We start from the raw sequence: 25,637 nt of genomic DNA on the forward strand, positions 1-25,637 counted from the left end.
AAAAACCATCAAGTAAGTGAATGTGGTAACGAGAAAGGATAAGACAAAATTGATGAGGGTTGAAAACAAAACCGCCACAGTTTGGGCTATGGCGGTTTAGGATTAGTTTGCTGGGTTAAGCTTGATAAGCTCTTCCGTTCTTGCAACGGCGTCATCCAGTTTCAATTGCTTGTAGGCTTCTAACTGAATCTCAAGTGATTTGCGCGCCGCTTCTGTATCAGGGAACGCTTTTTGAAGCTCTTGAGAACGGTTGATCGCTGCAATCCAAGCTTCACGACGCAAGTAGAAGTCTGCCGTCGCTAGATCGTAGTTTGCAAGACGGTTCTTTAGCGCCACCATACGTTTCTGTGAATCTTCCGCATATGGACTGTTTGGGTAACGCTCTAGCAGTTTTTTGAAGTCATCAAATGCTTTCTTCACTGGCTCCGGATCACGGTCACTACGATCAACATTGAACAAGTCATGCATGAAGTTACGGTCTTGCGCCATGTGGCTCAAACCACGCATGTACAAAACCCAGTCCATTTTTTCGTGAGTTGGGTTCAAACGCATAAAGCGAGAGATCGTTGCCAGACCTAATGCTAGGTCATCGTTTTTGTAGTACGCGTAGATAAGGTCAAGTTGTACCTGCTCAGAGTAGGCACCAAACGGGTAACGCGAATCCAAAGCTTCTAATTTTTCGATGGCAGAAAGCCAGTTACCGCTTTGCAGAGAAGTTTGCGCGTCTGCATACAGTTCAGAAGGTGGCACATCAGGAACGATTTCTTCTTTGCTTGCACAGCCAAACAGAAGGGATACCGCTAAAAGGCCTGTTAAAGTCTGATGTTTCATATCAGGAGTCTGTTCCTTGAATCTAAATATTTCTTAAGCTGCCGTTACTTTCTTTCCAGTAACAGATACAATGACGTAATAGTCTATTTTTCCACAGTCGTGAGCATTAGTCTCACAGTTTTTAAAAAAGTTCGATATGGCTCAGCAGATTGTTTTAACCAACACCGTAAAAGATAGCCAATTAGGTCAACGTTTAGACCAAGCTATCGCCGAATTATTCGCGGACTTCTCTCGCTCTCGCTTGAAAGAGTGGTTGCTTGCAGGGAAAGTACAAGTGAATGGTGAAGTTGTCACTAAACCTCGCACCAGAGTAATGGGTGGCGAGGAAATTACCTTGCAAGCCGAGCTGGAAGATGAAGAACGCTGGGAAGCACAAGATATCCCGCTAGATATCGTCTACGAAGATGAAGACATCATCGTAATCAACAAGCCTCGTGATTTTGTAGTACACCCTGGCGCGGGTACGCCAGACGGCACAGTACTAAACGCATTGCTGCATCACTACCCAGATATCGCAGAAGTACCTCGTGCAGGTATTGTGCACCGTCTGGATAAGGACACTACAGGACTAATGGTGGTCGCGAAAACTGTCCCGGCACAAACTCGTCTAGTACGCGCGCTGCAAAAACGTAACATCACTCGTGAGTACGAAGCGATTGCAATCGGTCGTATGACGGCGGGCGGTAAAGTGGATAAACCAATTGGTCGTCACTCTACTAAACGTACGCTAATGGCGGTTGCTCCAATGGGTAAACCTGCGGTAACGCACTACCGTGTTGCGGAGCACTTCCGTGAACACACGCGTATCCGTCTTCGCCTAGAAACCGGTCGTACGCACCAAATCCGTGTTCATATGTCTTACCTACAGCATCCGCTACTAGGTGATACTGCATACGGTGGCCGTGCTCGTATCCCAACAGGCGCTTCAGAGGAACTAACGGAAATGATCCGTGGTTTTGACCGCCAAGCACTGCACGCGGTAATGCTGCGTTTCGATCATCCTGTTACTGGTGAAGAGCTAGAGTTTCACGCTCCAGTACCGGATGACATGGTAGAAATGACAGAAGCGCTACGTAAAGATACAGAAGAGTTCGGTCTGCCTGACGAGTTCTAATATGAAGACAATTATTCCTAACTGGCCAGCACCAAAAAACGTTAAAGCTTTCGCCTCTACCAGAGTCGGAGGCTTTTCGACTGCGCCTTATCAAGGGCTTAACCTTGGTGCTCATGTTGGGGATGACTTGTCCATCGTAGAAAAGAACCGTGACTGGTTGGCGCAAGAAGCAAAGATGCCTAGTGCGCCAATCTGGTTGAATCAAACCCATTCTACAGTGGTTGCTCAAGTTAGTGAGCCAACAACGCAAGTACTCGATGCGGATGGTGTGTTTACTTCTTCAAGTCAGGTTGTTTGTTCAGCGATGACAGCGGACTGCTTGCCCGTTTTATTAACCAATACGCAAGGCACCCAAGTTGCGGCCGTTCATGCTGGTTGGCGCGGCTTAGCAAATGGTATCGTTGAAAACGCCCTCGAGTTGTTTTCTGGTGAGGTAATGGCGTGGCTTGGTCCTGCAATTGGTCCTCAAGCATTTGAAGTCGGTGAAGATGTCCTGCAAGCCTTTGTGGATTTCGACTCACAAGCCCATCAAGCATTTACTCCCCGTGATGTTGAAGGGAAGTGGCTGGCGGATATGTCCAAGCTTGCAACTCAGCGTCTCAATAAGCTTGGCATTGCTCAGGTATTCGATTCAGGCCTGTGTACTTTCCAAGACAAAGAAGACTTCTATTCCTATCGCCGCGATGGTGTGACGGGTCGACAAGCCACTTTTATTTGGATTGAAGACTGATCACTACAACGCAAAAGCGTTGAGATGCATAGCCTCATTTTTGCAAAGCTATCTTTATTAATTCACTCCCTTGAAATTCCCGTTCTGCGTATCCATCTTTCTAACTGTCAAAAGAATTTTCTTAAGTTGAGGTTAGGAAGAAAGATATGCGTCTTGATAGATTCACAAGTAAGTTTCAAATCGCTATCTCTGATGCTCAGTCACTAGCGTTAGGGCGCGATCATCAATATATCGAACCTGTGCACCTAATGGTGGCATTGCTTGATCAGAACGGTAGCCCAATTCGTCCACTGCTAACCATGTTAGATGTTGACGTGACTCATCTACGCTCTAAATTGAGCGAAATGTTAGATCGGCTGCCTAAAGTAAGTGGCATCGGCGGTGATGTTCAGCTGTCTAGCTCTATGGGGACAGTTTTCAATTTGTGCGACAAAGTGGCTCAAAAGCGTCAGGACTCCTACATCTCTTCCGAAGTCTTTTTGCTTGCAGCATTAGAAGACCGTGGCCCACTTGGTCAGCTATTAAAAGAGATGGGCTTGACCGAGCAGAAAGTCAGTCAAGCGATCGAAAAGATCAGAGGTGGTCAAAAGGTCAATGACCCGAACGCGGAAGAACTACGCCAAGCATTGGAAAAGTTCACCATAGACCTAACGGAACGCGCAGAGCAGGGTAAGTTAGATCCTGTTATCGGCCGTGATGATGAAATCCGCCGTACCATCCAAGTATTGCAGCGTCGTACCAAGAACAACCCAGTGATCATTGGTGAACCAGGTGTGGGTAAAACCGCTATCGTAGAGGGCTTGGCTCAGCGCATTATTAATAATGAAGTACCAGAGGGGCTACGTGGTCGCCGCGTACTTTCGTTAGATATGGGCGCACTTGTTGCAGGTGCAAAATACCGTGGTGAATTTGAAGAGCGTTTGAAATCGGTATTGAATGAACTAGCCAAAGAAGAAGGCAACGTCATTCTATTTATTGATGAGCTTCATACCATGGTTGGCGCGGGCAAGGGCGAAGGCTCTATGGATGCCGGTAATATGCTAAAACCAGCATTGGCCCGTGGTGAACTCCACTGTGTGGGCGCCACTACATTGGATGAATACCGCCAATATATAGAGAAAGATGCCGCACTTGAGCGTCGTTTCCAAAAAGTGCTGGTGGATGAGCCAACAGTAGAAGATACGATTGCCATTCTGCGTGGTTTGAAAGAGCGTTATGAGCTTCACCATCACGTAGAAATTACCGACCCAGCGATCGTAGCAGCTGCGAGCTTGTCGCATCGTTATGTTTCGGATCGTCAATTGCCTGATAAAGCAATCGACCTTATTGATGAAGCAGCCTCTAGCATTCGTCTACAGATCGACTCCAAGCCGGAGTCTTTAGACAAGCTCGAACGTAAAATCATCCAACTTAAGATCGAACAGCAAGCACTAAGTAACGAGCATGATGAAGCAAGTGAAAAACGCTTGGATGTGCTTAACGACGAGTTGAACGAGAAAGAACGTGAATATGCAGAGCTAGAAGAAGTGTGGAACGCAGAAAAAGCCGCACTATCTGGCACACAACATATTAAAAGTGAGTTAGAGCAAGCCCGAATGGATATGGACTTTGCACGCCGCGCTGGTGACTTAAACCGCATGTCTGAGTTGCAATACGGTCGGATTCCAGAACTTGAAAAGCAGTTAGACCTCGCGACTCAAGCTGAAATGCAAGAGATGACGCTACTACGTAACAAGGTGACCGACAACGAGATTGCAGACGTACTCTCTAAGCAGACGGGTATTCCTGTCTCAAAAATGCTTGAAGCAGAAAAAGAGAAACTGCTCCGCATGGAAGAGGTACTGCACAAACGTGTGATTGGTCAGGCAGAAGCGGTTGAAGTGGTATCTAATGCAATTCGTCGTAGCCGAGCTGGCTTATCGGATCCGAACAAACCGATTGGTTCCTTCTTATTCTTAGGCCCAACAGGTGTAGGTAAAACCGAACTGTGTAAGACACTCGCGAGCTTCATGTTTGATAGTGAAGATGCCATGGTACGTATCGATATGTCCGAGTTCATGGAGAAACACTCTGTGGCGAGGTTGGTTGGTGCGCCTCCTGGTTACGTTGGCTATGAAGAAGGTGGCTATTTAACAGAAGCGGTTCGCCGTAAACCTTATTCTGTCATCCTATTAGATGAAGTAGAGAAGGCACACCCAGATGTGTTCAATATTCTGCTGCAAGTATTGGATGATGGTCGGCTAACTGATGGTCAGGGCAGAACGGTGGATTTCCGTAACACTGTATTGATCATGACTTCGAACTTAGGCTCTGCTCGTATCCAGGAGAACTTTGCGACGTTGGATTACCAAGGTATTAAGAATGAAGTAATGGATGTGGTTAGCAAGCACTTCCGCCCAGAGTTCTTAAACCGTGTTGATGAAAGTGTGGTATTCCACCCGCTTGGTCAAGAGCACATTAAGTCGATTGCATCTATTCAGCTTGAGCGTCTAGCGAAACGCTTAGAAGAAAAAGGTTATCAATTAGAGGTACCCGAGAAAGCCCTCGATTTGATTGCTCAAGTTGGTTTCGATCCTGTCTATGGTGCGCGACCTTTAAAACGTGCAATTCAACAGAATGTTGAGAACCCATTAGCGAAATCAATCTTGGCTGGCCAAATCTTACCAGACAAGAAAGTACAGTTGATTGTGAACAACGACCAAATCATTGCTCACCAGTAATTGCATCAATGCACTGAAAAGTGAGATCAAGTTCAAGTTTTAGGGGGCGTTAGCCCCCTTTTTAATGCACTTTTATTGGGTTTTGATTGTTTTCTATACGAACAAACCAAAAAAGATAAGTTTTTTGAAAAATAGGCTTGTGTTCCTAAACTAACTCCCTATAATGCGCCTCCGTTGTCACGGGAAAGCAAACAAAGCGAAGTCGAGATAACAAGGTCAGTGAGTTAGAAAGTAACTCACAGAGAAATAACTTAAAAAAGTGTTTGACACGATAAGTTATCTCGCTAAAATGGCCCTCCACTTTGAAGAGGACTTCAGAGTGTGCTCTTTAAAAATAAGAACCTATCAATCTGTGTGGGCACTCGTTGATGATAATCCAATTAGAAGCTTCGGCTTCAAATTAGGTTTCAATGAAACGAAGTGACCATTGAATCGAAGGATTCAGCACAGTCAATTCAAACATTACTTATGTAATGTTCAGTATTCATTGAGCCGACAAAATCTTAAATTGAAGAGTTTGATCATGGCTCAGATTGAACGCTGGCGGCAGGCCTAACACATGCAAGTCGAGCGGAAACGAGTTATCTGAACCTTCGGGGAACGATAACGGCGTCGAGCGGCGGACGGGTGAGTAATGCCTAGGAAATTGCCCTGATGTGGGGGATAACCATTGGAAACGATGGCTAATACCGCATAATGCCTACGGGCCAAAGAGGGGGACCTTCGGGCCTCTCGCGTCAGGATATGCCTAGGTGGGATTAGCTAGTTGGTGAGGTAAGGGCTCACCAAGGCGACGATCCCTAGCTGGTCTGAGAGGATGATCAGCCACACTGGAACTGAGACACGGTCCAGACTCCTACGGGAGGCAGCAGTGGGGAATATTGCACAATGGGCGCAAGCCTGATGCAGCCATGCCGCGTGTGTGAAGAAGGCCTTCGGGTTGTAAAGCACTTTCAGTCGTGAGGAAGGTAGTGCAGTTAATAGCTGCATTATTTGACGTTAGCGACAGAAGAAGCACCGGCTAACTCCGTGCCAGCAGCCGCGGTAATACGGAGGGTGCGAGCGTTAATCGGAATTACTGGGCGTAAAGCGCATGCAGGTGGTTTGTTAAGTCAGATGTGAAAGCCCGGGGCTCAACCTCGGAATTGCATTTGAAACTGGCAGACTAGAGTACTGTAGAGGGGGGTAGAATTTCAGGTGTAGCGGTGAAATGCGTAGAGATCTGAAGGAATACCGGTGGCGAAGGCGGCCCCCTGGACAGATACTGACACTCAGATGCGAAAGCGTGGGGAGCAAACAGGATTAGATACCCTGGTAGTCCACGCCGTAAACGATGTCTACTTGGAGGTTGTGGCCTTGAGCCGTGGCTTTCGGAGCTAACGCGTTAAGTAGACCGCCTGGGGAGTACGGTCGCAAGATTAAAACTCAAATGAATTGACGGGGGCCCGCACAAGCGGTGGAGCATGTGGTTTAATTCGATGCAACGCGAAGAACCTTACCTACTCTTGACATCCAGAGAACTTTCCAGAGATGGATTGGTGCCTTCGGGAACTCTGAGACAGGTGCTGCATGGCTGTCGTCAGCTCGTGTTGTGAAATGTTGGGTTAAGTCCCGCAACGAGCGCAACCCTTATCCTTGTTTGCCAGCGAGTAATGTCGGGAACTCCAGGGAGACTGCCGGTGATAAACCGGAGGAAGGTGGGGACGACGTCAAGTCATCATGGCCCTTACGAGTAGGGCTACACACGTGCTACAATGGCGCATACAGAGGGCAGCCAACTTGCGAGAGTGAGCGAATCCCAAAAAGTGCGTCGTAGTCCGGATCGGAGTCTGCAACTCGACTCCGTGAAGTCGGAATCGCTAGTAATCGTGGATCAGAATGCCACGGTGAATACGTTCCCGGGCCTTGTACACACCGCCCGTCACACCATGGGAGTGGGCTGCAAAAGAAGTAGGTAGTTTAACCTTCGGGAGGACGCTTACCACTTTGTGGTTCATGACTGGGGTGAAGTCGTAACAAGGTAGCGCTAGGGGAACCTGGCGCTGGATCACCTCCTTATACGATGATTACTCACGATGAGTGTCCACACAGATTGATATGGTTTAAATTTCAGAGCAAAGATTGGTTCTGCATAAAGTGCTGAAGCGATTTATGTGGGGCTATAGCTCAGCTGGGAGAGCGCTTCGCTGGCAGCGAAGAGGTCATCGGTTCGATCCCGATTAGCTCCACCACTAGCTACATTGTTTCTGCTTTTAGCGAAACAACCTACAGTGTCCCGTTCGTCTAGAGGCCTAGGACACCGCCCTTTCACGGCGGTAACAGGGGTTCGACTCCCCTACGGGATACCATCTTTAAACATTCTCGCTTGAGAGTTTTTAAAAATGGTTACTTCATAAGAAGTGATTAGCTCTTTAACAATTTGGAAAGCTGACAAAACAATCTTTAAGATTGTTTGTAAAGTTCTCAAAGTATTCTTAATTGAATACTCCAAACAACACATTCAAGTGTTCTTGGGTTTTGTCTTACTGTTTAAGTAAAACAAAACATATTTGAGTCCGGCAAAATCGAGTCTGCATCATGTATAAAAATTGCAGACAACTTTGGTGACTTGTTCATCAACTCGAAACTCCTTCGGGTTGTATGGTTAAGTGACTAAGCGTACACGGTGGATGCCTTGGCAGTCAGAGGCGATGAAGGACGTATTAACTTGCGATAAGCCCAGATTAGGTAGTAAAAACCATTTGAGTCTGGGATTTCCGAATGGGGAAACCCACTAGCATAAGCTAGTATCGCTGCGTGAATACATAGCGCAGCGAGGCGAACCGGGGGAACTGAAACATCTAAGTACCCCGAGGAAAAGAAATCAACCGAGATTCCGAAAGTAGCGGCGAGCGAAATTGGACTAGCCCTTAAGCTTTTTATGCGTCAGGTGAAACTTCTGGAAAGTTGTGCGATACAGGGTGATAGCCCCGTAACCGGCAACGCATTTAAAGTGAAATCGAGTAGGGCGGGACACGTGATATCCTGTCTGAATATGGGGGGACCATCCTCCAAGGCTAAATACTACTGACTGACCGATAGTGAACCAGTACCGTGAGGGAAAGGCGAAAAGAACCCCTGTGAGGGGAGTGAAATAGAACCTGAAACCGTGTACGTACAAGCAGTAGGAGCACCTTCGTGGTGTGACTGCGTACCTTTTGTATAATGGGTCAGCGACTTATATTCAGTGGCAAGGTTAACCATCTAGGGGAGCCGTAGGGAAACCGAGTCTTAACTGGGCGTTCAGTCTCTGGATATAGACCCGAAACCAGGTGATCTAGCCATGGGCAGGTTGAAGGTTGAGTAACATCAACTGGAGGACCGAACCGACTAATGTTGAAAAATTAGCGGATGACTTGTGGCTAGGGGTGAAAGGCCAATCAAACCTGGAGATAGCTGGTTCTCCCCGAAAGCTATTTAGGTAGCGCCTCGGACGAATACTACTGGGGGTAGAGCACTGTTAAGGCTAGGGGGTCATCCCGACTTACCAACCCTTTGCAAACTCCGAATACCAGTAAGTACTATCCGGGAGACACACGGCGGGTGCTAACGTCCGTCGTGGAGAGGGAAACAACCCAGACCGCCAGCTAAGGTCCCAAATTACTACTAAGTGGGAAACGATGTGGGAAGGCTCAGACAGCCAGGATGTTGGCTTAGAAGCAGCCATCATTTAAAGAAAGCGTAATAGCTCACTGGTCGAGTCGGCCTGCGCGGAAGATGTAACGGGGCTAAGTAGTAAACCGAAGCTGCGGCAATGCACTTTGTGCATTGGGTAGGGGAGCGTTCTGTAAGCGGTTGAAGGTGTGTGGTAACGCATGCTGGACGTATCAGAAGTGCGAATGCTGACATGAGTAACGATAAAGGGGGTGAAAAACCTCCTCGCCGGAAGACCAAGGGTTCCTGTCCAACGTTAATCGGGGCAGGGTAAGTCGACCCCTAAGGCGAGGCCGAAAGGCGTAGTCGATGGGAAACGGGTTAATATTCCCGTACTTCTTACAATTGCGATGGGGGGACGGAGAAGGCTAGGTGGGCCTGGCGACGGTTGTCCAGGTTCAAGTGTGTAGGCTGAAGAGTTAGGTAAATCCGGCTCTTCTTAAGGCTGAGACACGACGTCGAGCTACTACGGTAGTGAAGTCATTGATGCCATGCTTCCAGGAAAAGCCTCTAAGCTTCAGATTGTAAGGAATCGTACCCCAAACCGACACAGGTGGTCGGGTAGAGAATACCAAGGCGCTTGAGAGAACTCGGGTGAAGGAACTAGGCAAAATGGTACCGTAACTTCGGGAGAAGGTACGCTCTCGACGGTGAAGTCCCTCGCGGATGGAGCTATTGAGAGTCGCAGATACCAGGTGGCTGCAACTGTTTATTAAAAACACAGCACTGTGCAAAATCGTAAGATGACGTATACGGTGTGACGCCTGCCCGGTGCCGGAAGGTTAATTGATGGGGTTAGACTTCGGTCGAAGCTCTTGATCGAAGCCCCGGTAAACGGCGGCCGTAACTATAACGGTCCTAAGGTAGCGAAATTCCTTGTCGGGTAAGTTCCGACCTGCACGAATGGCGTAATGATGGCCACGCTGTCTCCACCCGAGACTCAGTGAAATTGAAATCGCTGTGAAGATGCAGTGTACCCGCGGCTAGACGGAAAGACCCCGTGAACCTTTACTACAGCTTGGCACTGAACATTGACCCTACATGTGTAGGATAGGTGGGAGGCTTTGAAACTAGTACGCCAGTATTAGTGGAGCCGTCCTTGAAATACCACCCTTGTAGTGTTGATGTTCTAACGTCGACCCCTTATCGGGGTTGCGGACAGTGCCTGGTGGGTAGTTTGACTGGGGCGGTCTCCTCCCAAAGCGTAACGGAGGAGCACGAAGGTGGGCTAATCACGGTTGGACATCGTGAGGTTAGTGCAATGGCATAAGCCCGCTTGACTGCGAGAATGACAATTCGAGCAGGTGCGAAAGCAGGTCATAGTGATCCGGTGGTTCTGAATGGAAGGGCCATCGCTCAACGGATAAAAGGTACTCCGGGGATAACAGGCTGATACCGCCCAAGAGTTCATATCGACGGCGGTGTTTGGCACCTCGATGTCGGCTCATCACATCCTGGGGCTGAAGTCGGTCCCAAGGGTATGGCTGTTCGCCATTTAAAGTGGTACGCGAGCTGGGTTTAGAACGTCGTGAGACAGTTCGGTCCCTATCTGCCGTGGGCGTTGGAAGATTGAAGGGAGCTGCTCCTAGTACGAGAGGACCGGAGTGGACGAACCTCTGGTGTTCGGGTTGTGTCGCCAGACGCATTGCCCGGTAGCTAAGTTCGGAATCGATAACCGCTGAAAGCATCTAAGCGGGAAGCGAGCCCTGAGATGAGTCTTCCCTGATACTTTAAGTATCCTAAAGGGTTGTTCGAGACTAGAACGTTGATAGGCAGGGTGTGTAAGCGTTGTGAGGCGTTGAGCTAACCTGTACTAATTGCCCGTGAGGCTTAACCATACAACACCCAAGGGGTTTTGATGGACTCAAAGCAAGAACAAAATTGAATGTGTAAGAACTGAAACAGCTTTCCGAATTAAAGAATTTGCTTGGCGACCATAGCGATTTGGACCCACCTGATTTCCATTCCGAACTCAGAAGTGAAACGAATTAGCGCCGATGGTAGTGTGGGGCTTCCCCATGTGAGAGTAGGACATCGCCAGGCTTTAAATTTAGACTTTAGGTCTAACCAGTGCGGAGCGGTAGTTCAGTTGGTTAGAATACCGGCCTGTCACGCCGGGGGTCGCGGGTTCGAGTCCCGTCCGCTCCGCCACTTATTCGAGAGTCGTCTCATTAAACACGAACTACAGGGGTGTAGCTCCAATTGGCAGAGCAGCGGATTCCAAATCCGCGTGTTGGGAGTTCGAATCTCTCCACCCCTGCCATATTTAAGGCTCTAGCAGAAATGCTAGAGCCTTTTTCGTATTTGAAGAAAAGAGTACTAATCTAGTTGGACGGCTGGAGTGTCAACCCGCTTGGTTGCAAGTCTTATTAAATCTCAAGAGTGCTGGTCCAAACCACCCCTGCCATTTTCTAAAGCCCCAGCAGAAATGCTGGGGCTTTTACGTCTGAAGAAAAGAGCATCAACCTAGTTAAAAGAGTAGCGGCTCCCCCTAATACCAAAATAGCAGTGTTGGGACGCAGCTTTCGAATCACCGCTATGGCTTTACGGTATCCTCCAGTTTTGTGGCGGATAGCTAGCGCTCAACGTGATTAGAAGGTGACTTCCTGTTATTATCGGCGCTGAATTCTAATAATTAGGAAGCAAGTCTATGCCACATCTTCGATTTAGAGCGGTAGAACCTCAAACGGTTCAAGCACTGTCAAAACCTCTTACTGATGAATTGCAGCCATTAATGGACTGCCCTCGTGAAGATTTCACGTTTGAGTACATTTACACCACTTTTTTCAGTGAAGGTGAAGTAAGCAGCGCTTATCCTTTTGTTGAGGTGTTGTGGTTCGACCGTGGACAAGATACTCAGGACGAAGTTGCCAAAGCAATTACTAAGCAAGTTCGTGGCATCGTAGGTGAAGATATCGACGTTGCGGTAATTTTCTCTGCACTCTCTCCTAAAGGCTACTATGATAATGGTGAGCACTACTAGGAATGAGCGTGATGAAGCTGGGTCTTTCTTTTTGTTTAAGTTTTTTATTCTCAGCTTCACTCTATGCATCCCCGTGGGAGCAGGTCTCTGGTCCCACAAAAAACATTTCTTCTTCTATTGGCAGTTATGCAAACGGCTGCTTAGATGGCGCTTCTCCTCTCCCTCTTGATGGTATTGGTTATCAGGTACTACGAAGTAAAACGAAACGTTACTATGGGCACCCCCATACAATAAATTTCGTTGAAGAGTTGGCGCTGAAAGCAAACCAAGATCTGAATACAACGTTACTTATTGGTGATTTGTCACTAGCAAGAGGCGGGCGCTTCTCTTCTGGCCATTCTAGCCATCAAACAGGATTAGACATTGATATTTGGCTGCGTTTGGCTGATCAACCGCTGTCCTATAATGAGCTTCAACTTCCTAAGCCAATGAGTGTCGTGGATCTCAAGAAATACAAGATCCTAGAGCATCGCTGGGAGGCTCGGCATTTTGAGCTTATTCGTAGTGCGGCACAAAGTGAGGACGTGGCTCGTATCTTTGTTCATCCAGTGATTAAGGAGCAGCTATGTAAGCAGGAAGGAGAGAATGACCGAGCTTGGTTGCGTAAGGTGCGTCCGTGGTGGGGACACCACTACCATTTTCATGTCAGGTTAACTTGCCCTGAGTCGAGCTCTAATTGTGTAAACCAAGCACCTCCTCCTGTGGGTGATGGCTGTGGTACTGAATTGGCTAGTTGGAAACCTAAAGCGACGCCGCCTCCAGTGGCGAAGAACAAGCCTAAGGTGACACCAAAGCTGAAAAAACAAAAGGTGATACCAGCACAGTGTCAATCGTTGATCACTAAGAACTAAAGACCTTTGCCCCTCATTAATCTATAAATATGCCCTTTCCAGTTCTTTTTATGAAACTGGAGAAAGATCATTCTTTTGTCTACAGTGAATAATACCAGTACAAAAACTAACCTAATTAGTTTTGGTGGCATATTATAGAAATCTTACATAAACAGAAGGTTGCGTTCACTTTCTTTACTCGCAACTTTAATTTCAAGAAAGATCTTTTCGTCGCGATTCTCTGATTTCTTAGCAATATGTCTGTTGGTTGGTGAAGGACAAACGACAACGCAGACTACTGTATTAAGGTGGGAAAGGAGGCGGTCTCCCCATCAAAGAGTTAATCAAGGACAAAACCATGACTATGATTTGTGCAAAAGAATTTGCAGAGTGGTTAAGACACAGATTTAGCAGTGATACTAAAGGGGTCTATTTGACTCGAGAGGATGTTAATCACCTGACAGGGCGTCAGCGCTTTGATCCAGGTTTTGTTAATGATGTGCATTACGAACTGATGCAGTACGGAATAGCTTTCGTTACTGATACGAGCCGTGAAAATTTTTATTTGATACCGGTATCTCAAGCTGAAAACTGGCGCGAAAAGTTAGAGTATCATTTCGAGAAAGAACTGTTTTGCAACATCATTCCTATCGAAAAATCGGGTTAAAAAAAGGTTCAACTTTGACTGCAAGGTTGAACCCCTTTTGATTACGCTAACCCTTGAATAATCACAAACTTCTCTAGCAATTGCTCTTCAGTTTCAACATGATTAGGGTCGGTAATAATGCATTTTGTAATAGGACACACTGACTGGCATGTTGGCTTCTCGTAGTGGCCTTTGCACTCAGTACAGAGCGCTGGGTCAATCTCGAAAATACTGTCACCCATAGTAATAGCACCGTTAGGGCACTCTGGGTCACACATATCACAGTTGATGCACTTATCGGTAATAAGTAGTGCCATTATTACTTACCAGTTGGGTTACGGGTATCCTGACCTGCATTTAAGTTACGCATCAACAGACCATATTCTAGATCCATGTCTTCTGGAACTGGGATGAATACGAAGTGTCCGTTACCTTTTGCGTCTTCAATTGATTCTGACTTGCGGTTTTCCATCGCTTCTAGCGTGAAGATTACGTTGCCTTTTGGTGTCATTAGCTCAAGGCTGTCACCAACGATGAATTTGTTCTTCACCTCAACTTCCGCCATGCCACCACGACGTTTGCCAGTGAATTCACCAACGAATTGCTGAGCATCAGATACAGAGTAACCGTAATCGTAGTTTTGGTAGCTGTCGTGAGTATGGCGACGCAGGAAACCTTCTGTGTAGCCACGGTGAGCTAGGCTTTCTAGTGTACCCATTAGGCTTTCATCAAATGGACGACCAGCAACTGCGTCATCAATCGCTTTGCGGTATACCTGAGCAGTACGAGCACAGTAGTAGAATGACTTAGTACGACCTTCGATCTTCAATGAGTGAACACCCATCTTAGTTAGACGTTCTACGTGTTGGATTGCACGTAGGTCTTTCGAGTTCATGATGTAAGTGCCGTGCTCATCTTCGTAAGCTGCCATCTTCTCTTCTGGACGGTGCGCTTCAGAAAGCAGAACGACTTCATCGGTTGGTTTGCCGCGACCGATGGTTGTCTCAGGGCGCTCGTCAGCAACTTCGATTGCTTGCGCTTCCGTTGGGTCAAATTTTTCTACGATATCGCCAGTGTCGTTTTCTTTGCCTTCTTCAACTTTGTATTCCCAACGACATGCGTTAGTACATGTACCTTGGTTAGGGTCACGTTTGTTGATGTAACCAGAAAGTAGGCAACGGCCAGAGTAAGCCATGCATAGAGCACCGTGAACGAAAACTTCTAGTTCAGTTTCAGGACAGTGCTCGCGAATTTCTTCGATTTCTTCTAGAGAAAGCTCACGAGAAACGATCACACGCTCAACACCGTTAGCAGCCCAGAACTTCACTGTTGCCCAGTTTACTGCGTTCGCCTGTACAGACAGGTGGATTGGCATTTCTGGGAACGCTTCGCGAACCATCATGATAAGACCTGGATCAGACATGATAAGTGCGTCTGGGCCCATTTCTACCACTGGTTTAAGGTCACGGATGAAAGTTTTAAGCTTAGAGTTGTGCGGTTGGATGTTACATACCACGTAAAGCTTTTTGCCTAGGGCATGTGCTTCGTTGATACCGATTTGTAGGTTTTCGTGGTTGAACTCGTTGTTACGTACGCGAAGGCTGTAGCGAGGTTGGCCAGCGTATACTGCATCTGCGCCGTAGGCGAATGCGTAACGCATGTTTTTAAGGCTACCTGCTGGAGACAGTAGCTCTGGTACGAATGCTTTCTCTGTTGTCATTGCTCAATTCTCTTAATATCTGATCACAAGTCAGGCCAATTCCACCTCATGGAAATGGGGCGCAAATTTTACGTCAAAATGTGACCTGTGACTAGGAGAATTATGGTTTAGATGAACAAACGCCCTCAAAAAAAGTAAGGGCGTTATGATTAATCTTTGTACTAAATTAAGCGTTAGGGTTTGGCAGGCCGCCCAATGCTTCGTATAGATTTGGTAGGAAAGCGCTGAACTCGCCACACATTAGAGAGAAGTCTGCGTCGAAGCGAGCAGCTTGATCTTCGCGTGGGATGTCATCGTTTTGATCTTTTAGTTCATCAGAGAACTTCAGACGTTTGATGCCAGAATCTTCTGCTATGATGAATTCGATACGATCTTGCCAGTTCAGTGCTAGCTTAGTCACTACTTTGTCTGCAGCGATGTGGTTGCGGATTTCATCGGTTGTCAGCTCTTGCTTCTTACAACGAATCACGCCGCCTTCTTCTAGCACAGACTTAAGCTCAGCTTCGTCCATCATAGAAATGCCTTGTGGCGTATCACCGGTTTTCACCCATTCCGTTAGCGTCGTTTCGATAGCAACTTCTGGGATTGCTGGTACAACAGGTAGGCTACCCATTGTTTTACGCAATAGTGCTAATACGTCTTCTGCTTTTTTGTAGCTGCTTGCATCAACAAGGATGAAGCCTTCTTTTGGCATGATCAGTACGTAAGTGTGGCTGCTGCGGCTGAATGCACGAGGCAGCAGATCCATTACGATGTCATCTTTAAGGTTGTCTTTCTCTTTCTTTTTAAGAGGGCGACCTTCCTGTGCTTCCATTGCTTCTACTTTCGCGTTTAGTGAATCTTTGATCACTGAAGCTGGCAGCATTTTCTCTTCTTTCTTAGCGCAAATCAGAATGCGGTTTTCAGAAACGTGCGTCATCATGTCGCCATTTCTACCCATCGCGCTAACCCAACCAAACTTTTGCTTATCTTGGCTGCCACAAGGGGTGAATCGGAACTCGGCTAGTTGAGTTTCCAGTTGATCGGCGTTGAAGTTAACCTCGCGGTTAACGCGGTATACCAGACAGTTTTTAAACCACATAAATCTTCTCTAGGCTTGATGACAAGGGACTAATCATAGGGAATTTTCCCGGCGTTGTCCTAATTGAATTGAAAAAGATCATGATGAATCTCAAAAGAAACTTATATGAAAATTTGTTTTCAAAGGTCACAAAAGTGTCATAATTGGTAGTAATAATGCTTATGCATAGAGGGGCGCTTTGTCCTTTAAATTCATTAGCTCAACTCACATAAGGTTATTCAATTATGTCTAGAAGGATTCTGGTTGTTGAAGACGAAGCTCCGATTCGCGAAATGCTATGCTTCGTGCTTGAACAGAAAGGTTATCAAGCAGTAGAAGCAGAAGATTACGACTCTGCGGTAACCAAACTGGCTGAACCCTTCCCGGATTTAGTGCTACTAGACTGGATGCTACCAGGTGGCAGTGGTATTAACTTCATCAAACACATGAAGCGCGAAGAGTTAACTCGCAATATTCCCGTTGTGATGCTGACAGCTCGTGGCGAAGAAGAAGACAAGGTTCGTGGCTTAGAAGTTGGTGCAGATGACTACATCACCAAACCTTTCTCACCAAAAGAGTTGGTTGCTCGTCTTAAAGCCGTTATTCGCCGCGTAACACCGACTGCGCTTGAAGATGTGATTGATGTACAAGGTCTGAAGTTGGACCCTGTTTCTCACCGCGTGACTGCAAATGATGAAGCAGTAGATATGGGACCAACTGAGTTCAAAATGCTGCACTTCTTTATGACGCACCAAGAGCGCGTTTACAGTCGTGAACAACTGCTAAACAACGTTTGGGGTACCAACGTGTATGTAGAAGACCGTACCGTTGACGTACACATTCGTCGCTTGCGTAAAGCGCTTGAGGCGGCAGGTCACGACAAACTAATCCAAACCGTTCGTGGCGCAGGATACCGTTTCTCGACGAAGGCATAACATCACTAGCAGCTTATCAATACCATTTCTGGAGTAATGAGTGGTTGAAAGATTAACTTGGAAAAAGCTGGCCTGGGAGTTGGCTTTTTTTTACACCCCTTGGGTGATCATAGGTTGGATATTCGGTTACATGCCGTGGTTGCTTTTGGCGGCCACGGCTTTGCAGCTTGTATGGCATTTGCATAATCAGGTGCGCTTGTCGGCTTGGTTGTGGGATGAAAAGCGCCTTACGCCACCGTCAGGTAGTGGCAACTGGGAATCGTTATTCAACGGCTTATACCGATTGCAACAACGTCAGCGTCGCAAGCGTAAAGAGCTTACCAATTTGATTCGCCGTTTCCGTAATGGTGCTGAATCGCTGCCGGATGCGGTGGTGGTGTTTCGTGCTGAAGGTAACATCGTATGGTGTAACAAGCTCGCACAACACCTTTTGGGTTTCCACTGGCCGGAAGATTCTGGGCAACCTATTTCTAACCTCATCCGTACTCCAGACTTTATTAAGTACATCAATAAACAAGACTTCTCAGAGCCGCTAGAAATGCGCTCACCATTGAATGTCGAGCGAATGTTGGAACTGCGTATCGTACCTTACACCGAAGGGGAACATCTGATGGTGGTGCGTGATGTGAGTCAACTTAAACAGCTTGAAGGTATGCGTCGTAACTTCTTCGCTAACGTATCTCATGAGCTTCGTACACCGATGACGGTACTGCAAGGCTATCTTGAGATGACGGAAGACCCAGACATGATTGTTGGCCCGATGTGGACGAAAGCGCATGGGGTGATGACAGAGCAGCTCAACCGCATGAACAGCTTGGTGAATCAGCTTCTGACGCTGTCTAAGATTGAGGCGGCACCAATGCATGAGTTGGAAGATGTGGTCAATGTCCCTAGCATGTTAGAAGTGCTAGAGAAGGAAGCGGTAAGCTTAAGTGGTGATGATCAGCATCAGTTGAAGTTCGATGTTGATTCTAGTCTGCGCGTGCTTGGCGATGATGACCAACTGCGTAGTGCGATCTCTAACTTGGTGTACAACGCGGTGAAATACACACCACCCGGTGCACACATTAACGTTCGTTGGTATCAAACCGCACAAGGTGCTTGTCTAGAGGTTGAAGACAGCGGTGACGGTATTGAACCACAACACTTACATCGATTGACCGAACGTTTCTATCGCGTCGATAAAGCTCGTTCACGTGATACTGGTGGCAGTGGCCTAGGCTTAGCCATCGTTAAGCACGCGTTGAGCCACCATGACTCTCACCTCGAAATTTACAGTGAAGTTGGTGTCGGCAGTAAGTTCTCCTTCATCCTACCAAGTCGTTTGGTGGTGAAGTAATGAGTGTCGTATCCAAAGCAATCAAGAACATCACTCTAGCCACGTTAGTGCTTTCCAGCATGGCTGTTGCACAAGATGAACCGCTGCCGAATTATCAAAAGACAACGGGTATTGCGGGCAACTTATTGTCGGTCGGCTCGGATACACTGGCGGGCATGACCACGCTTTGGGTGGAAGAGTTTAAATCTATCTACCCGAACATTAATGCCCAGGTGCAAGCTTCTGGCTCATCGACTGCGCCGCCGGCGCTAACAGAACAAACTGCGCAATTCGGTCCAATGAGTCGCTCAATGCGTATGCGTGAGATCGAAGCATTTGAGCGGGTGCATGGTTACAAGCCAACGGCGCTTCGTGTTGCGATTGATGCAATTGGTATTTTTGTACACCAAGATAATCCGATCAAAGGGCTTAATTTCCATCAGTTGGATGCGATGTTCTCCGCGACTTTACGCTGTGGCGAAAGTGAATTCATCACCAACTGGCGTGAGCTAGGCATCAAAGCTGAGTGGGCAAAACGTAACTTGCAGCTGTTTGGGCGTAACTCGGTATCAGGTACGTACGGTTACTTTAAAAGTAATGCCTTGTGTGGTGGTGATTTTAAAACTCGTGTGAACGAGCAACCAGGATCGGCATCAGTAGTGCAGTCTGTGGCATCAACGATTAGCGGTGTTGGTTACTCCGGTGTGGGTTATCGCGTGGCGGGTGTTCGTTTAGTCCCAATTGCAAAAACGGGCACAGACTATGTTAGCCCAGTACGTGAAAATATTATCTCAGGTAAGTACCCACTATCGCGTTACCTCTATGTGTATGTGAATAAACATCCGGATTATCCGCTAAGCCCAATTGAAGCTGAGTTCATTCGCTTTATGTTCTCTGCCCAAGGGCAAGCGCTGGTCGCGAAAGACGGTTATGTTCCGATTACTGCTGATTTCGCTGCCGAGGAACTAAAAAAGGTCGGTTTATAAGCCGACTTTTTTCTTTGTCTCACTGAGTTCATAGTTAACTGAGTTTATAGTTAGAAGCTCAATGCCCATCCTGCGCTTTCCCAGCGTTGTTGTTCTTCCTGCAAATCGGCATCGAGTAGTTTGTTATTCTCCAACCAATCTTCTTCTACACAGGTAAGTACCCACTTCTCTTCTTTTATCGACAGTGTAAGCTTTGGTAGCGGGTCATCATTGCGTTGACCGTTGACCACAATGGCCAGACGTAGAATCTTAATTAAGTTGATGATGTCACTCTCTTTGTAGAGATTGAACTCTGGGAACTCATTCAGCTTAAGGGATTTACGTTGGAAGCGAGCTAAGGTCGCCAATACCAATTGCTGCTCGCGGTTAAAGCCCGGTAAGCTGGAATGCAGCAGAATGTAGAACGAGTGACGATGGAAGCCACGCAGACTGATGCTCAAGCCGACTTCATGCAACAAAGCCGTCCATTCCAGTAAATCAAACAGCTCACTCTTCTTCTTGATACCAAGTTCAGAACGAACATCGCACAGCATCTCTCTTGCATGACCTTTTACACGTGCTGCGTGTTCGATATCAACGCGATGTTTTTTTGCTAGGTTTTCTGTGGTGCGCATACGAATATCAGAACGAACGAAGCGTTCTTCCATCTCGTAGAGGAGACCTTCACGCAATGCGCCATCCGAGAAAAACATCTGGTTGATTTTTAGTGATTGGAAGATGGCAGCCAAAATGGCTACACCTGCTGCAAAGACTGGCTTGCGTTCATCGGTCAAACCAATAAGCTCGATATCATCAATGGACTCAAACTCGCACAATGTGTCGATTAGCTTACCCAAACGCTTGTTGGTGATCAGTCCATCTTCATGACCTAAACCAATCAAGACTTCGCGAATCGCTTTAATCGTACCAGAAGAGCCTAGGGCAATATCCCAGCCTTTCTTGCGGTATTTTACAGAAATGGATTCAATACGCTGCTCTGCGGCGAGAATTGCTTTGCTGAAGTTCTTCCGTGACAGTTTGCCATTATTGAAGAACTGTTCGGTAAAACTCACACAACCCATTTGTTTACTGTTGAGAAGCTCTGGCTCAAACTCTTGACCAATGATCATCTCGGTACTGCCGCCACCGATATCGACAACTAACTTGGAGTTAGACTCCGCTTGGGTGTGCGCGACTCCGAGATAGATGAGGCGAGCTTCTTCTTCGCCCGGAATGATTTCAATTGGGAAAGGCAGCACTTTTTTTGCTCGTTTGATAAACAGATGAGCGTTGTTGGCACGCCTTAAGGTATGGGTCGCTGCAATTCTTACGTTTGACGTTTCAAAGCCTTGCAGGCGCTCGGCGAACATCGCGAGGCACTCAAGGCCTCGCTCCATCGCGGCGTGACTGAGGTTTAATTCTGAATCGAGCCCGGCAGCTAAGCGCACGCGCTGTTTATGGCGGCTGACTAATTGCAGGTCACTTCCAACAACTTTCGCCACCACCATATGGAAGCTGTTCGACCCAAGGTCAATGGCTGCAATATGGCGTACATCTTGTTCAAGTATCTGAGGCATCTGCTTTTTGTTTTCTTGTTTGTTTCTCTATATTTTTAAGATAGTCGTAGATGGCAACTTGTGATCGAACTTTTTTACGATTACCTCGCGGTACGTAGCTGTTTCTCATCTCTTTATCTATCAAACGAGCCTTTACTGTATCGGTAAAGTGAATGTTGGTTATATCAATAATGCGTTGTTTCAAACGTGGGTCACGAACTGGAGCTGCAACTTCAATACGATGATCGATATTTCGTGTCATCCAGTCCGCCGAGGAGATGTAAACTTGTGGGTCACCATCATTGTGAGTGATGACGACGCGAGGGTGCTCAAGGAAGCGGTCAACAATACTGATGATGCGAATGTTTTCGCTCACACCTTCAATACCCGGTACGAGTGAACACATACCACGGATAATCATATTTATTTTCACCCCGGCATTGCTCGCACCATAGAGTTTATTGACGATGCCTTTGTCGACCAAGTTATTCACTTTGATCGTCAGCGCTGCTTTCTTGCCAGCTTTTGCGTTGGCAATCTCCCCATCAATCAGACGGTAGAGTTGTTTACGCGAATTGCGTGGTGAAACGATGAGGTGATTAAACCTGACTGGGCGATATGGATTCTCGATATAGCCAAAGACGTTACGGACTTCGTTGGTAATTTCTTGGTCTGCAGTTAGTAGCGCGAAGTCGGTGTAGATACGTGCGGTTTTCTCGTGGAAGTTACCTGTACCGATATGTGCGTAACGTACTATTTCACCTTCTTCGCGGCGGCTAATCAGGAGCAGTTTTGAGTGAATCTTCAAACCCGGAGCCCCAAAGATAACGTGTACGCCCGCATCGGTGAGAACCTTTGACCATTCGATATTGGCTTCTTCATCGAATCGGGCTTGCAGTTCCACCACCACAGTTACGCTTTTGCCATTGTGTACCGCATCGATCAATGAGTTCATCAAGCGCGAATCTTTGGCAACGCGGTAGATATTAATCTTAATTGCCAATACTTTAGGATCGAAGGAAGCTTGGCGAACCAGTTCAGAGATGTGATCAAAGGTGTGATAAGGGTAGTAGAGCAAAATGTCTTTGGCTTTGATCGCATCGAAACTGTTGGCGTAGCCTTCGAAGTCGGCACACTTCATCGGTGGCATGGGCTTGTTTTCTAAGTACTCACGACCAACATTTGGGAACCCAATGAAGTCTTTAAAGTTGTGGTAACGACCACCGGGAATCAAGCTGTCGTAGTTGGAGATTTGCAGTTTACGGCACAAGAAATCGAGCATCTCTTGCGGCATTTCACGTTCGTAAACAAAGCGCACTGGCATAGCGGTTAAGCGTTGGTTCACTCCTTCAGACATCTGTTCGAGCAAGCTGTATTCGATCTCTAGGCGTAAATCGTATTCGGCATCGCGGGTCATTTTCATCGCGTAGCCATTTAGTTCGTCATAATCGAAGAAGCCTTTAAACAGCTCATCCAGACAGTAACGGATAATGTTGTCGAGCAGAATGATGGTTTTGCGGCGTTTGCCTTTTTGCTCCGGTACCATAACGAAGCGAGGCAGGTGGTCAGTTGGTATTTCGAGTAAAGCATATTGGGAATGATCGTCTTTGCGCAGATCGACGGTAATGTAAGCGTATTCGTCTTTAAGAAACTGCAACACATCGATGTCATCTTTAATCAATAGCGGAGTGATGTGTGGCATGACTTCTTTGCGAAAGTACTTGGTGATCCAGCGTTTCTGCGTGTCATCCAGCTGGTTTTCGTTAACCAAGAAAATGCGGCGTCGTGCCATCTCTCGGATCAAATCACCGTACAGCTCGTCAAATTGTTCGTTAAGCTTCAATGCTTTGGTTTGCATCTTAGTTAACAAGTGCTTAGAGTTATCGCTTCCACCTCGTTCTTGGCTGATCAAGATCCGACGTTTTACGTCTGCAAAGCGTACCTTGTAGAACTCATCTAAGTTATTGGAAAAGATCCCCAGAAAGCGAATACGTTCGATTAAAGGGACTGTTTTATCGGCGGCTTCTTGCAGTACTCTTTCATTGAAAGACAACCAACTAAGTTCTTTTTCTATATAGAGTTTTTCTGCGCTCATAACCTTACCTAGCCTAAAATGAAGTAAATCCGCACTCATCTGTGGGATAAAAAAGATGAGCCTGAACACTATGAGGTTTACGTTACAGTTTTATTTCATAACACGGCCTGCATAAGAGTTGTATTCTTTTCAGTTGTTTAATGTGATCTGTAATATAATTGTCATCTTAACGACATATTCTAGTACTAAGTCAAAAAGGGTAGAGAGATCAATGGCACAAGCCGAGTTTTCATTGCAGGAAAAAGATAAAAAACGATTGATCAAAGATCGTTTGGTTCGTTTTGCAGTGACATCAGGTGGTGTAGGCGTTCTTGCTGCTCTAGTGTTGATCTTTGTTTACCTTGCGATGGTGATCATTCCTCTGTTTTCTGATGCAGAGATCGAAACCAATTATGCCGCTCGTGCGACCCAAAGCGGGAAGCCACTCGCAATTTCCGTTGATGATTACTCCCAAATCGGTTTGGTTTTAACTCAATCCGGTGAAGTGCGTTTTCTACCTCTTGATGATTCTAGCAAGCCCGCGCTTTACACTCAGCAGATAGCTAATAACCCAGTGGCATTTTCTCAGTCTGCTCCAGGATTGGGTTGGTATGGTTTAGTCGATGGCCAAGGTAAAGCGCACATCTTCAAGCCGGAGTTTAACGCGACGCTGCGCGAAAACACTCGTCCACCAGAAGTGGTGCCGTTTAGAACCTCAATGGACATGCTACTGACAGATGCATCTGATCCAGTTAAGACATTTGTTTTTAGTACTTCCACACAAGCTCCAACCCTTGTTTGGCAAACACAAAGCGGCGTGCTAAAAGCACGTTGGCAAGTTCCTCAACTATTAGATGCATCACCTGTTACCCATGACTTCACCTTCTCTTCGGGCTTTGATGCGCCAGACCAAATGCTGCTGACGCCAGATGGTAATAACCTTTATTTGCGACATGGATCAGAGCTGATTGTTTTGGTGAAAGGTGACAATAAATTCTCAGTGCGCGAGGTTATCGATCTGACTCAGGGTGATAAAAAGCACTCAGTGAGAACGATGGATTTGCTGGCGGGGGCGTATTCTTTGCTCGTTACGCATAACGATGGTCGTGTATCACAATGGTTTGATACGTTGCAGGGCGACAAGCGTACTTTGACTCACATTCGCGACTTTAAGTTGGCGTCTGAGCTGAAGTATTTACTTCCCGATTCACACCGCAAAGGTTTCTACAGCTTTTACACCAACGGTACTTTGCAAAGCCACTACACCACCAGTGAGAAATTGGTACTGTTTAAGCGTGCCTATAAACAAGCGCCAGCCATGGCTGCAATGTCGAATAATGAGCGCTATCTGATTACGTGGCAAAACGACAAACTGACGGTCGCATTTGTTGATAACCCATATCCAGAAGTCTCTCTGTCCTCCTTGTGGCAGAAGGTTTGGTATGAAGGTTACCCAGAGCCCGAATTTGTGTGGCAATCCACCTCAGCTAGTGACGATTTTGAAGCGAAGTTCAGCTTAGTGCCAATTGCGTTTGGTACCATCAAAGCGGCGATGTTCGCGATGCTGTTTTCGGTACCACTGGCAGTTTTAGGCGCAATTTATACCGCCTACTTTATGTCGCCACGTATGCGTCGTGTGGTGAAGCCATCAATCGAGTTAATGGAAGCTTTGCCTACGGTTATCATTGGTTTCCTTGCCGGGCTCTGGTTCGCTCCGATTGTGGAAGACCATCTAATTACCGTTGTGGTGATGCTGTTTGTTTTGCCTTTGAGCACTATGGTGATGGGCGGCCTATGGGCACTGATCCCACAACCGATACGTAATCGCCTGCCAAACGGGTGGCATGCTTTGGTTTTAATGCCTTTGATTTTGCTACTGATCGGTTTGGGTGTGTGGGTATCACCAATGCTTGAGCAAGCCTTCTTTGGCGGGGACATGCGTTTGTTCCTGACTGACCATGGCATTGGCTTTGATCAACGTAACGCGCTGGTGGTTGGCTTGGCGATGGGCTTTGCGGTTATTCCAACGATTTTTACCATTGCAGAAGATGCGATTTTCTCTGTACCTAAGCACTTATCGGATGGCTCATTAGCGCTGGGTGCGACGCCATGGCAAACCCTGATTTATGTGGTCCTACTGACAGCCAGTCCGGGTATCTTCTCGGCAATCATGATGGGGCTTGGTCGTGCTGTAGGTGAAACCATGATTGTATTAATGGCGACGGGTAATACGCCATTAATGGATTGGAACGTACTAGAAGGCTTGCGTAGCTTGTCGGCGACCATTGCGGTTGAATTGCCAGAGTCGGAAGTAGGCAGTTCGCACTACCGATTGTTGTTCCTATCGGCATTAATTTTGTTTGTCTTCACCTTTGCGGTGAACGCCTTGGCGGAATGGGTTCGTCAAAGACTAAGAGATAAATATCGTGCGTTGTAATCAGTTAACGAAAGAGCGAGTAATA

The 25,637-nt window shown here is 46.9% G+C and carries 16 protein-coding genes, 4 tRNA genes and 3 rRNA genes; 17 read left to right on the top strand and 6 right to left on the bottom strand.

From position 1 onward, the window contains the following. Positions 1 to 102: 102 nt before the first annotated feature. The gene (locus A8140_RS03105; RefSeq protein ID WP_005425318.1) at positions 103 to 831 is read right to left on the bottom strand and encodes an outer membrane protein assembly factor BamD; all 729 of its coding nucleotides are present in this window, start codon (positions 829 to 831) and stop codon (positions 103 to 105) included. A 136-nt stretch (positions 832 to 967) separates the two neighbouring features. Here A8140_RS03105 and rluD point away from each other — a divergent pair, with 136 nt between their 5' ends. The 13 genes from rluD (at position 968) to A8140_RS03175 (ending at position 13,568) form a co-directional block, all read left to right on the top strand. Continuing rightward, positions 968 to 1,945, top strand: coding sequence for a 23S rRNA pseudouridine(1911/1915/1917) synthase RluD (gene rluD / locus A8140_RS03110; protein ID WP_005425317.1), 978 nt, complete (start codon positions 968 to 970; stop codon positions 1,943 to 1,945). A 1-nt stretch (position 1,946) separates the two neighbouring features. Continuing rightward, positions 1,947 to 2,675: a peptidoglycan editing factor PgeF gene (gene pgeF / locus A8140_RS03115; RefSeq protein WP_005536552.1), complete on the top strand. Its 729-nt coding sequence runs from the start codon at positions 1,947 to 1,949 to the stop codon at positions 2,673 to 2,675. A gap of 146 nt (positions 2,676 to 2,821) precedes the next feature. Next, the gene (clpB, locus tag A8140_RS03120; protein ID WP_005536553.1) at positions 2,822 to 5,395 is read left to right on the top strand and encodes an ATP-dependent chaperone ClpB; all 2,574 of its coding nucleotides are present in this window, start codon (positions 2,822 to 2,824) and stop codon (positions 5,393 to 5,395) included. A gap of 505 nt (positions 5,396 to 5,900) precedes the next feature. Beyond that, positions 5,901 to 7,453 (top strand): 16S ribosomal RNA (locus tag A8140_RS03130). Between the two features lie 97 nt (positions 7,454 to 7,550). Next, positions 7,551 to 7,626 (top strand) — tRNA-Ala (locus tag A8140_RS03135). A 41-nt stretch (positions 7,627 to 7,667) separates the two neighbouring features. After that, positions 7,668 to 7,743 (top strand) — tRNA-Glu (locus tag A8140_RS03140). Positions 7,744 to 8,037: 294 nt separating this feature from the next. Next, a 23S ribosomal RNA gene (locus tag A8140_RS03145) occupies positions 8,038 to 10,926 on the top strand. Positions 10,927 to 11,014: 88 nt separating this feature from the next. Beyond that, positions 11,015 to 11,131, top strand: a 5S ribosomal RNA gene (gene rrf / locus A8140_RS03150). The 16S, 23S and 5S rRNA genes sit together here with 4 tRNA genes alongside, the layout of an rRNA operon. Positions 11,132 to 11,162: 31 nt before the next feature. Next, a tRNA-Asp gene (locus A8140_RS03155) sits at positions 11,163 to 11,239 on the top strand. A gap of 35 nt (positions 11,240 to 11,274) precedes the next feature. Continuing rightward, positions 11,275 to 11,351 (top strand) — tRNA-Trp (locus tag A8140_RS03160). A 387-nt stretch (positions 11,352 to 11,738) separates the two neighbouring features. Further along, complete coding sequence (locus tag A8140_RS03165) at positions 11,739 to 12,071, top strand: DUF1904 domain-containing protein (protein WP_005424824.1); 333 nt, start codon at positions 11,739 to 11,741, stop codon at positions 12,069 to 12,071. Between the two features lie 11 nt (positions 12,072 to 12,082). Then, positions 12,083 to 12,922: a penicillin-insensitive murein endopeptidase gene (gene mepA / locus A8140_RS03170; protein WP_005534100.1), complete on the top strand. Its 840-nt coding sequence runs from the start codon at positions 12,083 to 12,085 to the stop codon at positions 12,920 to 12,922. A gap of 337 nt (positions 12,923 to 13,259) precedes the next feature. Further along, positions 13,260 to 13,568: a hypothetical protein gene (locus A8140_RS03175; RefSeq protein ID WP_005534102.1), complete on the top strand. Its 309-nt coding sequence runs from the start codon at positions 13,260 to 13,262 to the stop codon at positions 13,566 to 13,568. Positions 13,569 to 13,609: 41 nt separating this feature from the next. Here A8140_RS03175 and A8140_RS03180 read toward each other — a convergent pair whose 3' ends face one another. From A8140_RS03180 to rdgC, 3 genes are all read right to left on the bottom strand, one after another. Continuing rightward, complete coding sequence (locus A8140_RS03180; protein ID WP_005445273.1) at positions 13,610 to 13,864, bottom strand: YfhL family 4Fe-4S dicluster ferredoxin; 255 nt, start codon at positions 13,862 to 13,864, stop codon at positions 13,610 to 13,612. Positions 13,865 to 13,866: 2 nt separating this feature from the next. Beyond that, on the bottom strand, positions 13,867 to 15,267 hold the full coding sequence (gene trhP, locus A8140_RS03185; RefSeq protein ID WP_005534105.1) for a prephenate-dependent tRNA uridine(34) hydroxylase TrhP: 1,401 nt from the start codon (positions 15,265 to 15,267) through the stop codon (positions 13,867 to 13,869). Between the two features lie 166 nt (positions 15,268 to 15,433). Next, positions 15,434 to 16,348: a recombination-associated protein RdgC gene (gene rdgC, locus A8140_RS03190; RefSeq protein ID WP_005534106.1), complete on the bottom strand. Its 915-nt coding sequence runs from the start codon at positions 16,346 to 16,348 to the stop codon at positions 15,434 to 15,436. A gap of 224 nt (positions 16,349 to 16,572) precedes the next feature. On the opposite strand from rdgC, the gene phoB reads away from it, so the two are divergent. Genes phoB through A8140_RS03205 form a run of 3 tightly spaced genes read left to right on the top strand, consistent with a single transcriptional unit; the run spans position 16,573 to position 19,566 of the window. Beyond that, complete coding sequence (gene phoB, locus A8140_RS03195; RefSeq protein ID WP_005424836.1) at positions 16,573 to 17,262, top strand: phosphate regulon transcriptional regulator PhoB; 690 nt, start codon at positions 16,573 to 16,575, stop codon at positions 17,260 to 17,262. Between the two features lie 40 nt (positions 17,263 to 17,302). Beyond that, positions 17,303 to 18,601, top strand: coding sequence for a phosphate regulon sensor histidine kinase PhoR (gene phoR / locus A8140_RS03200; protein WP_005445279.1), 1,299 nt, complete (start codon positions 17,303 to 17,305; stop codon positions 18,599 to 18,601). Then, positions 18,601 to 19,566, top strand: a complete 966-nt coding sequence (locus tag A8140_RS03205; RefSeq protein WP_005534108.1) for a PstS family phosphate ABC transporter substrate-binding protein — start codon at positions 18,601 to 18,603, stop codon at positions 19,564 to 19,566. The genes phoR and A8140_RS03205 overlap by 1 nt, the downstream gene beginning before the upstream one ends. 50 nt (positions 19,567 to 19,616) lie before the next feature. On the opposite strand, the gene ppx is transcribed toward A8140_RS03205, so the two are convergent. Next, complete coding sequence (ppx, locus tag A8140_RS03210) at positions 19,617 to 21,122, bottom strand: exopolyphosphatase (RefSeq protein WP_038862941.1); 1,506 nt, start codon at positions 21,120 to 21,122, stop codon at positions 19,617 to 19,619. Beyond that, positions 21,106 to 23,196 carry a polyphosphate kinase 1 gene (ppk1, locus tag A8140_RS03215; protein WP_005534110.1) on the bottom strand — a complete coding sequence of 697 codons (2,091 nt, stop codon included), beginning with the start codon at positions 23,194 to 23,196 and terminating at the stop codon, positions 21,106 to 21,108. Before ppk1 ends, ppx begins: the two co-directional genes overlap by 17 nt. A 211-nt stretch (positions 23,197 to 23,407) precedes the next feature. Between ppk1 and A8140_RS03220 the strand changes: the two genes are divergently transcribed. After that, the gene (locus tag A8140_RS03220; protein WP_005534113.1) at positions 23,408 to 25,612 is read left to right on the top strand and encodes an ABC transporter permease subunit; all 2,205 of its coding nucleotides are present in this window, start codon (positions 23,408 to 23,410) and stop codon (positions 25,610 to 25,612) included. The last annotated feature ends 25 nt before the right edge of the window (positions 25,613 to 25,637 follow it).

This window comes from Vibrio campbellii CAIM 519 = NBRC 15631 = ATCC 25920, assembly GCF_002163755.1.
GTDB lineage: Bacteria > Pseudomonadota > Gammaproteobacteria > Enterobacterales > Vibrionaceae > Vibrio > Vibrio campbellii.

What these genes read in the sequence shown, in the direction of transcription:
- A8140_RS03175 (WP_005534102.1), top strand. Translation starts at nt 13,260, where the DNA reads ATGACTATGATTTGTGCAAAAGAATTTGCAGAGTGGTTAAGACACAGA.
- A8140_RS03105 (WP_005425318.1), bottom strand. Translation starts at nt 831, where the DNA reads ATGAAACATCAGACTTTAACAGGCCTTTTAGCGGTATCCCTTCTGTTT.
- mepA (WP_005534100.1), top strand. Translation starts at nt 12,083, where the DNA reads ATGAAGCTGGGTCTTTCTTTTTGTTTAAGTTTTTTATTCTCAGCTTCA.
- rluD (WP_005425317.1), top strand. Translation starts at nt 968, where the DNA reads ATGGCTCAGCAGATTGTTTTAACCAACACCGTAAAAGATAGCCAATTA.
- ppx (WP_038862941.1), bottom strand. Translation starts at nt 21,122, where the DNA reads ATGCCTCAGATACTTGAACAAGATGTACGCCATATTGCAGCCATTGAC.
- A8140_RS03205 (WP_005534108.1), top strand. Translation starts at nt 18,601, where the DNA reads ATGAGTGTCGTATCCAAAGCAATCAAGAACATCACTCTAGCCACGTTA.
- A8140_RS03165 (WP_005424824.1), top strand. Translation starts at nt 11,739, where the DNA reads ATGCCACATCTTCGATTTAGAGCGGTAGAACCTCAAACGGTTCAAGCA.
- pgeF (WP_005536552.1), top strand. Translation starts at nt 1,947, where the DNA reads ATGAAGACAATTATTCCTAACTGGCCAGCACCAAAAAACGTTAAAGCT.
- A8140_RS03220 (WP_005534113.1), top strand. Translation starts at nt 23,408, where the DNA reads ATGGCACAAGCCGAGTTTTCATTGCAGGAAAAAGATAAAAAACGATTG.
- A8140_RS03180 (WP_005445273.1), bottom strand. Translation starts at nt 13,864, where the DNA reads ATGGCACTACTTATTACCGATAAGTGCATCAACTGTGATATGTGTGAC.
- trhP (WP_005534105.1), bottom strand. Translation starts at nt 15,267, where the DNA reads ATGACAACAGAGAAAGCATTCGTACCAGAGCTACTGTCTCCAGCAGGT.
- ppk1 (WP_005534110.1), bottom strand. Translation starts at nt 23,196, where the DNA reads ATGAGCGCAGAAAAACTCTATATAGAAAAAGAACTTAGTTGGTTGTCT.
- clpB (WP_005536553.1), top strand. Translation starts at nt 2,822, where the DNA reads ATGCGTCTTGATAGATTCACAAGTAAGTTTCAAATCGCTATCTCTGAT.
- phoB (WP_005424836.1), top strand. Translation starts at nt 16,573, where the DNA reads ATGTCTAGAAGGATTCTGGTTGTTGAAGACGAAGCTCCGATTCGCGAA.
- rdgC (WP_005534106.1), bottom strand. Translation starts at nt 16,348, where the DNA reads ATGTGGTTTAAAAACTGTCTGGTATACCGCGTTAACCGCGAGGTTAAC.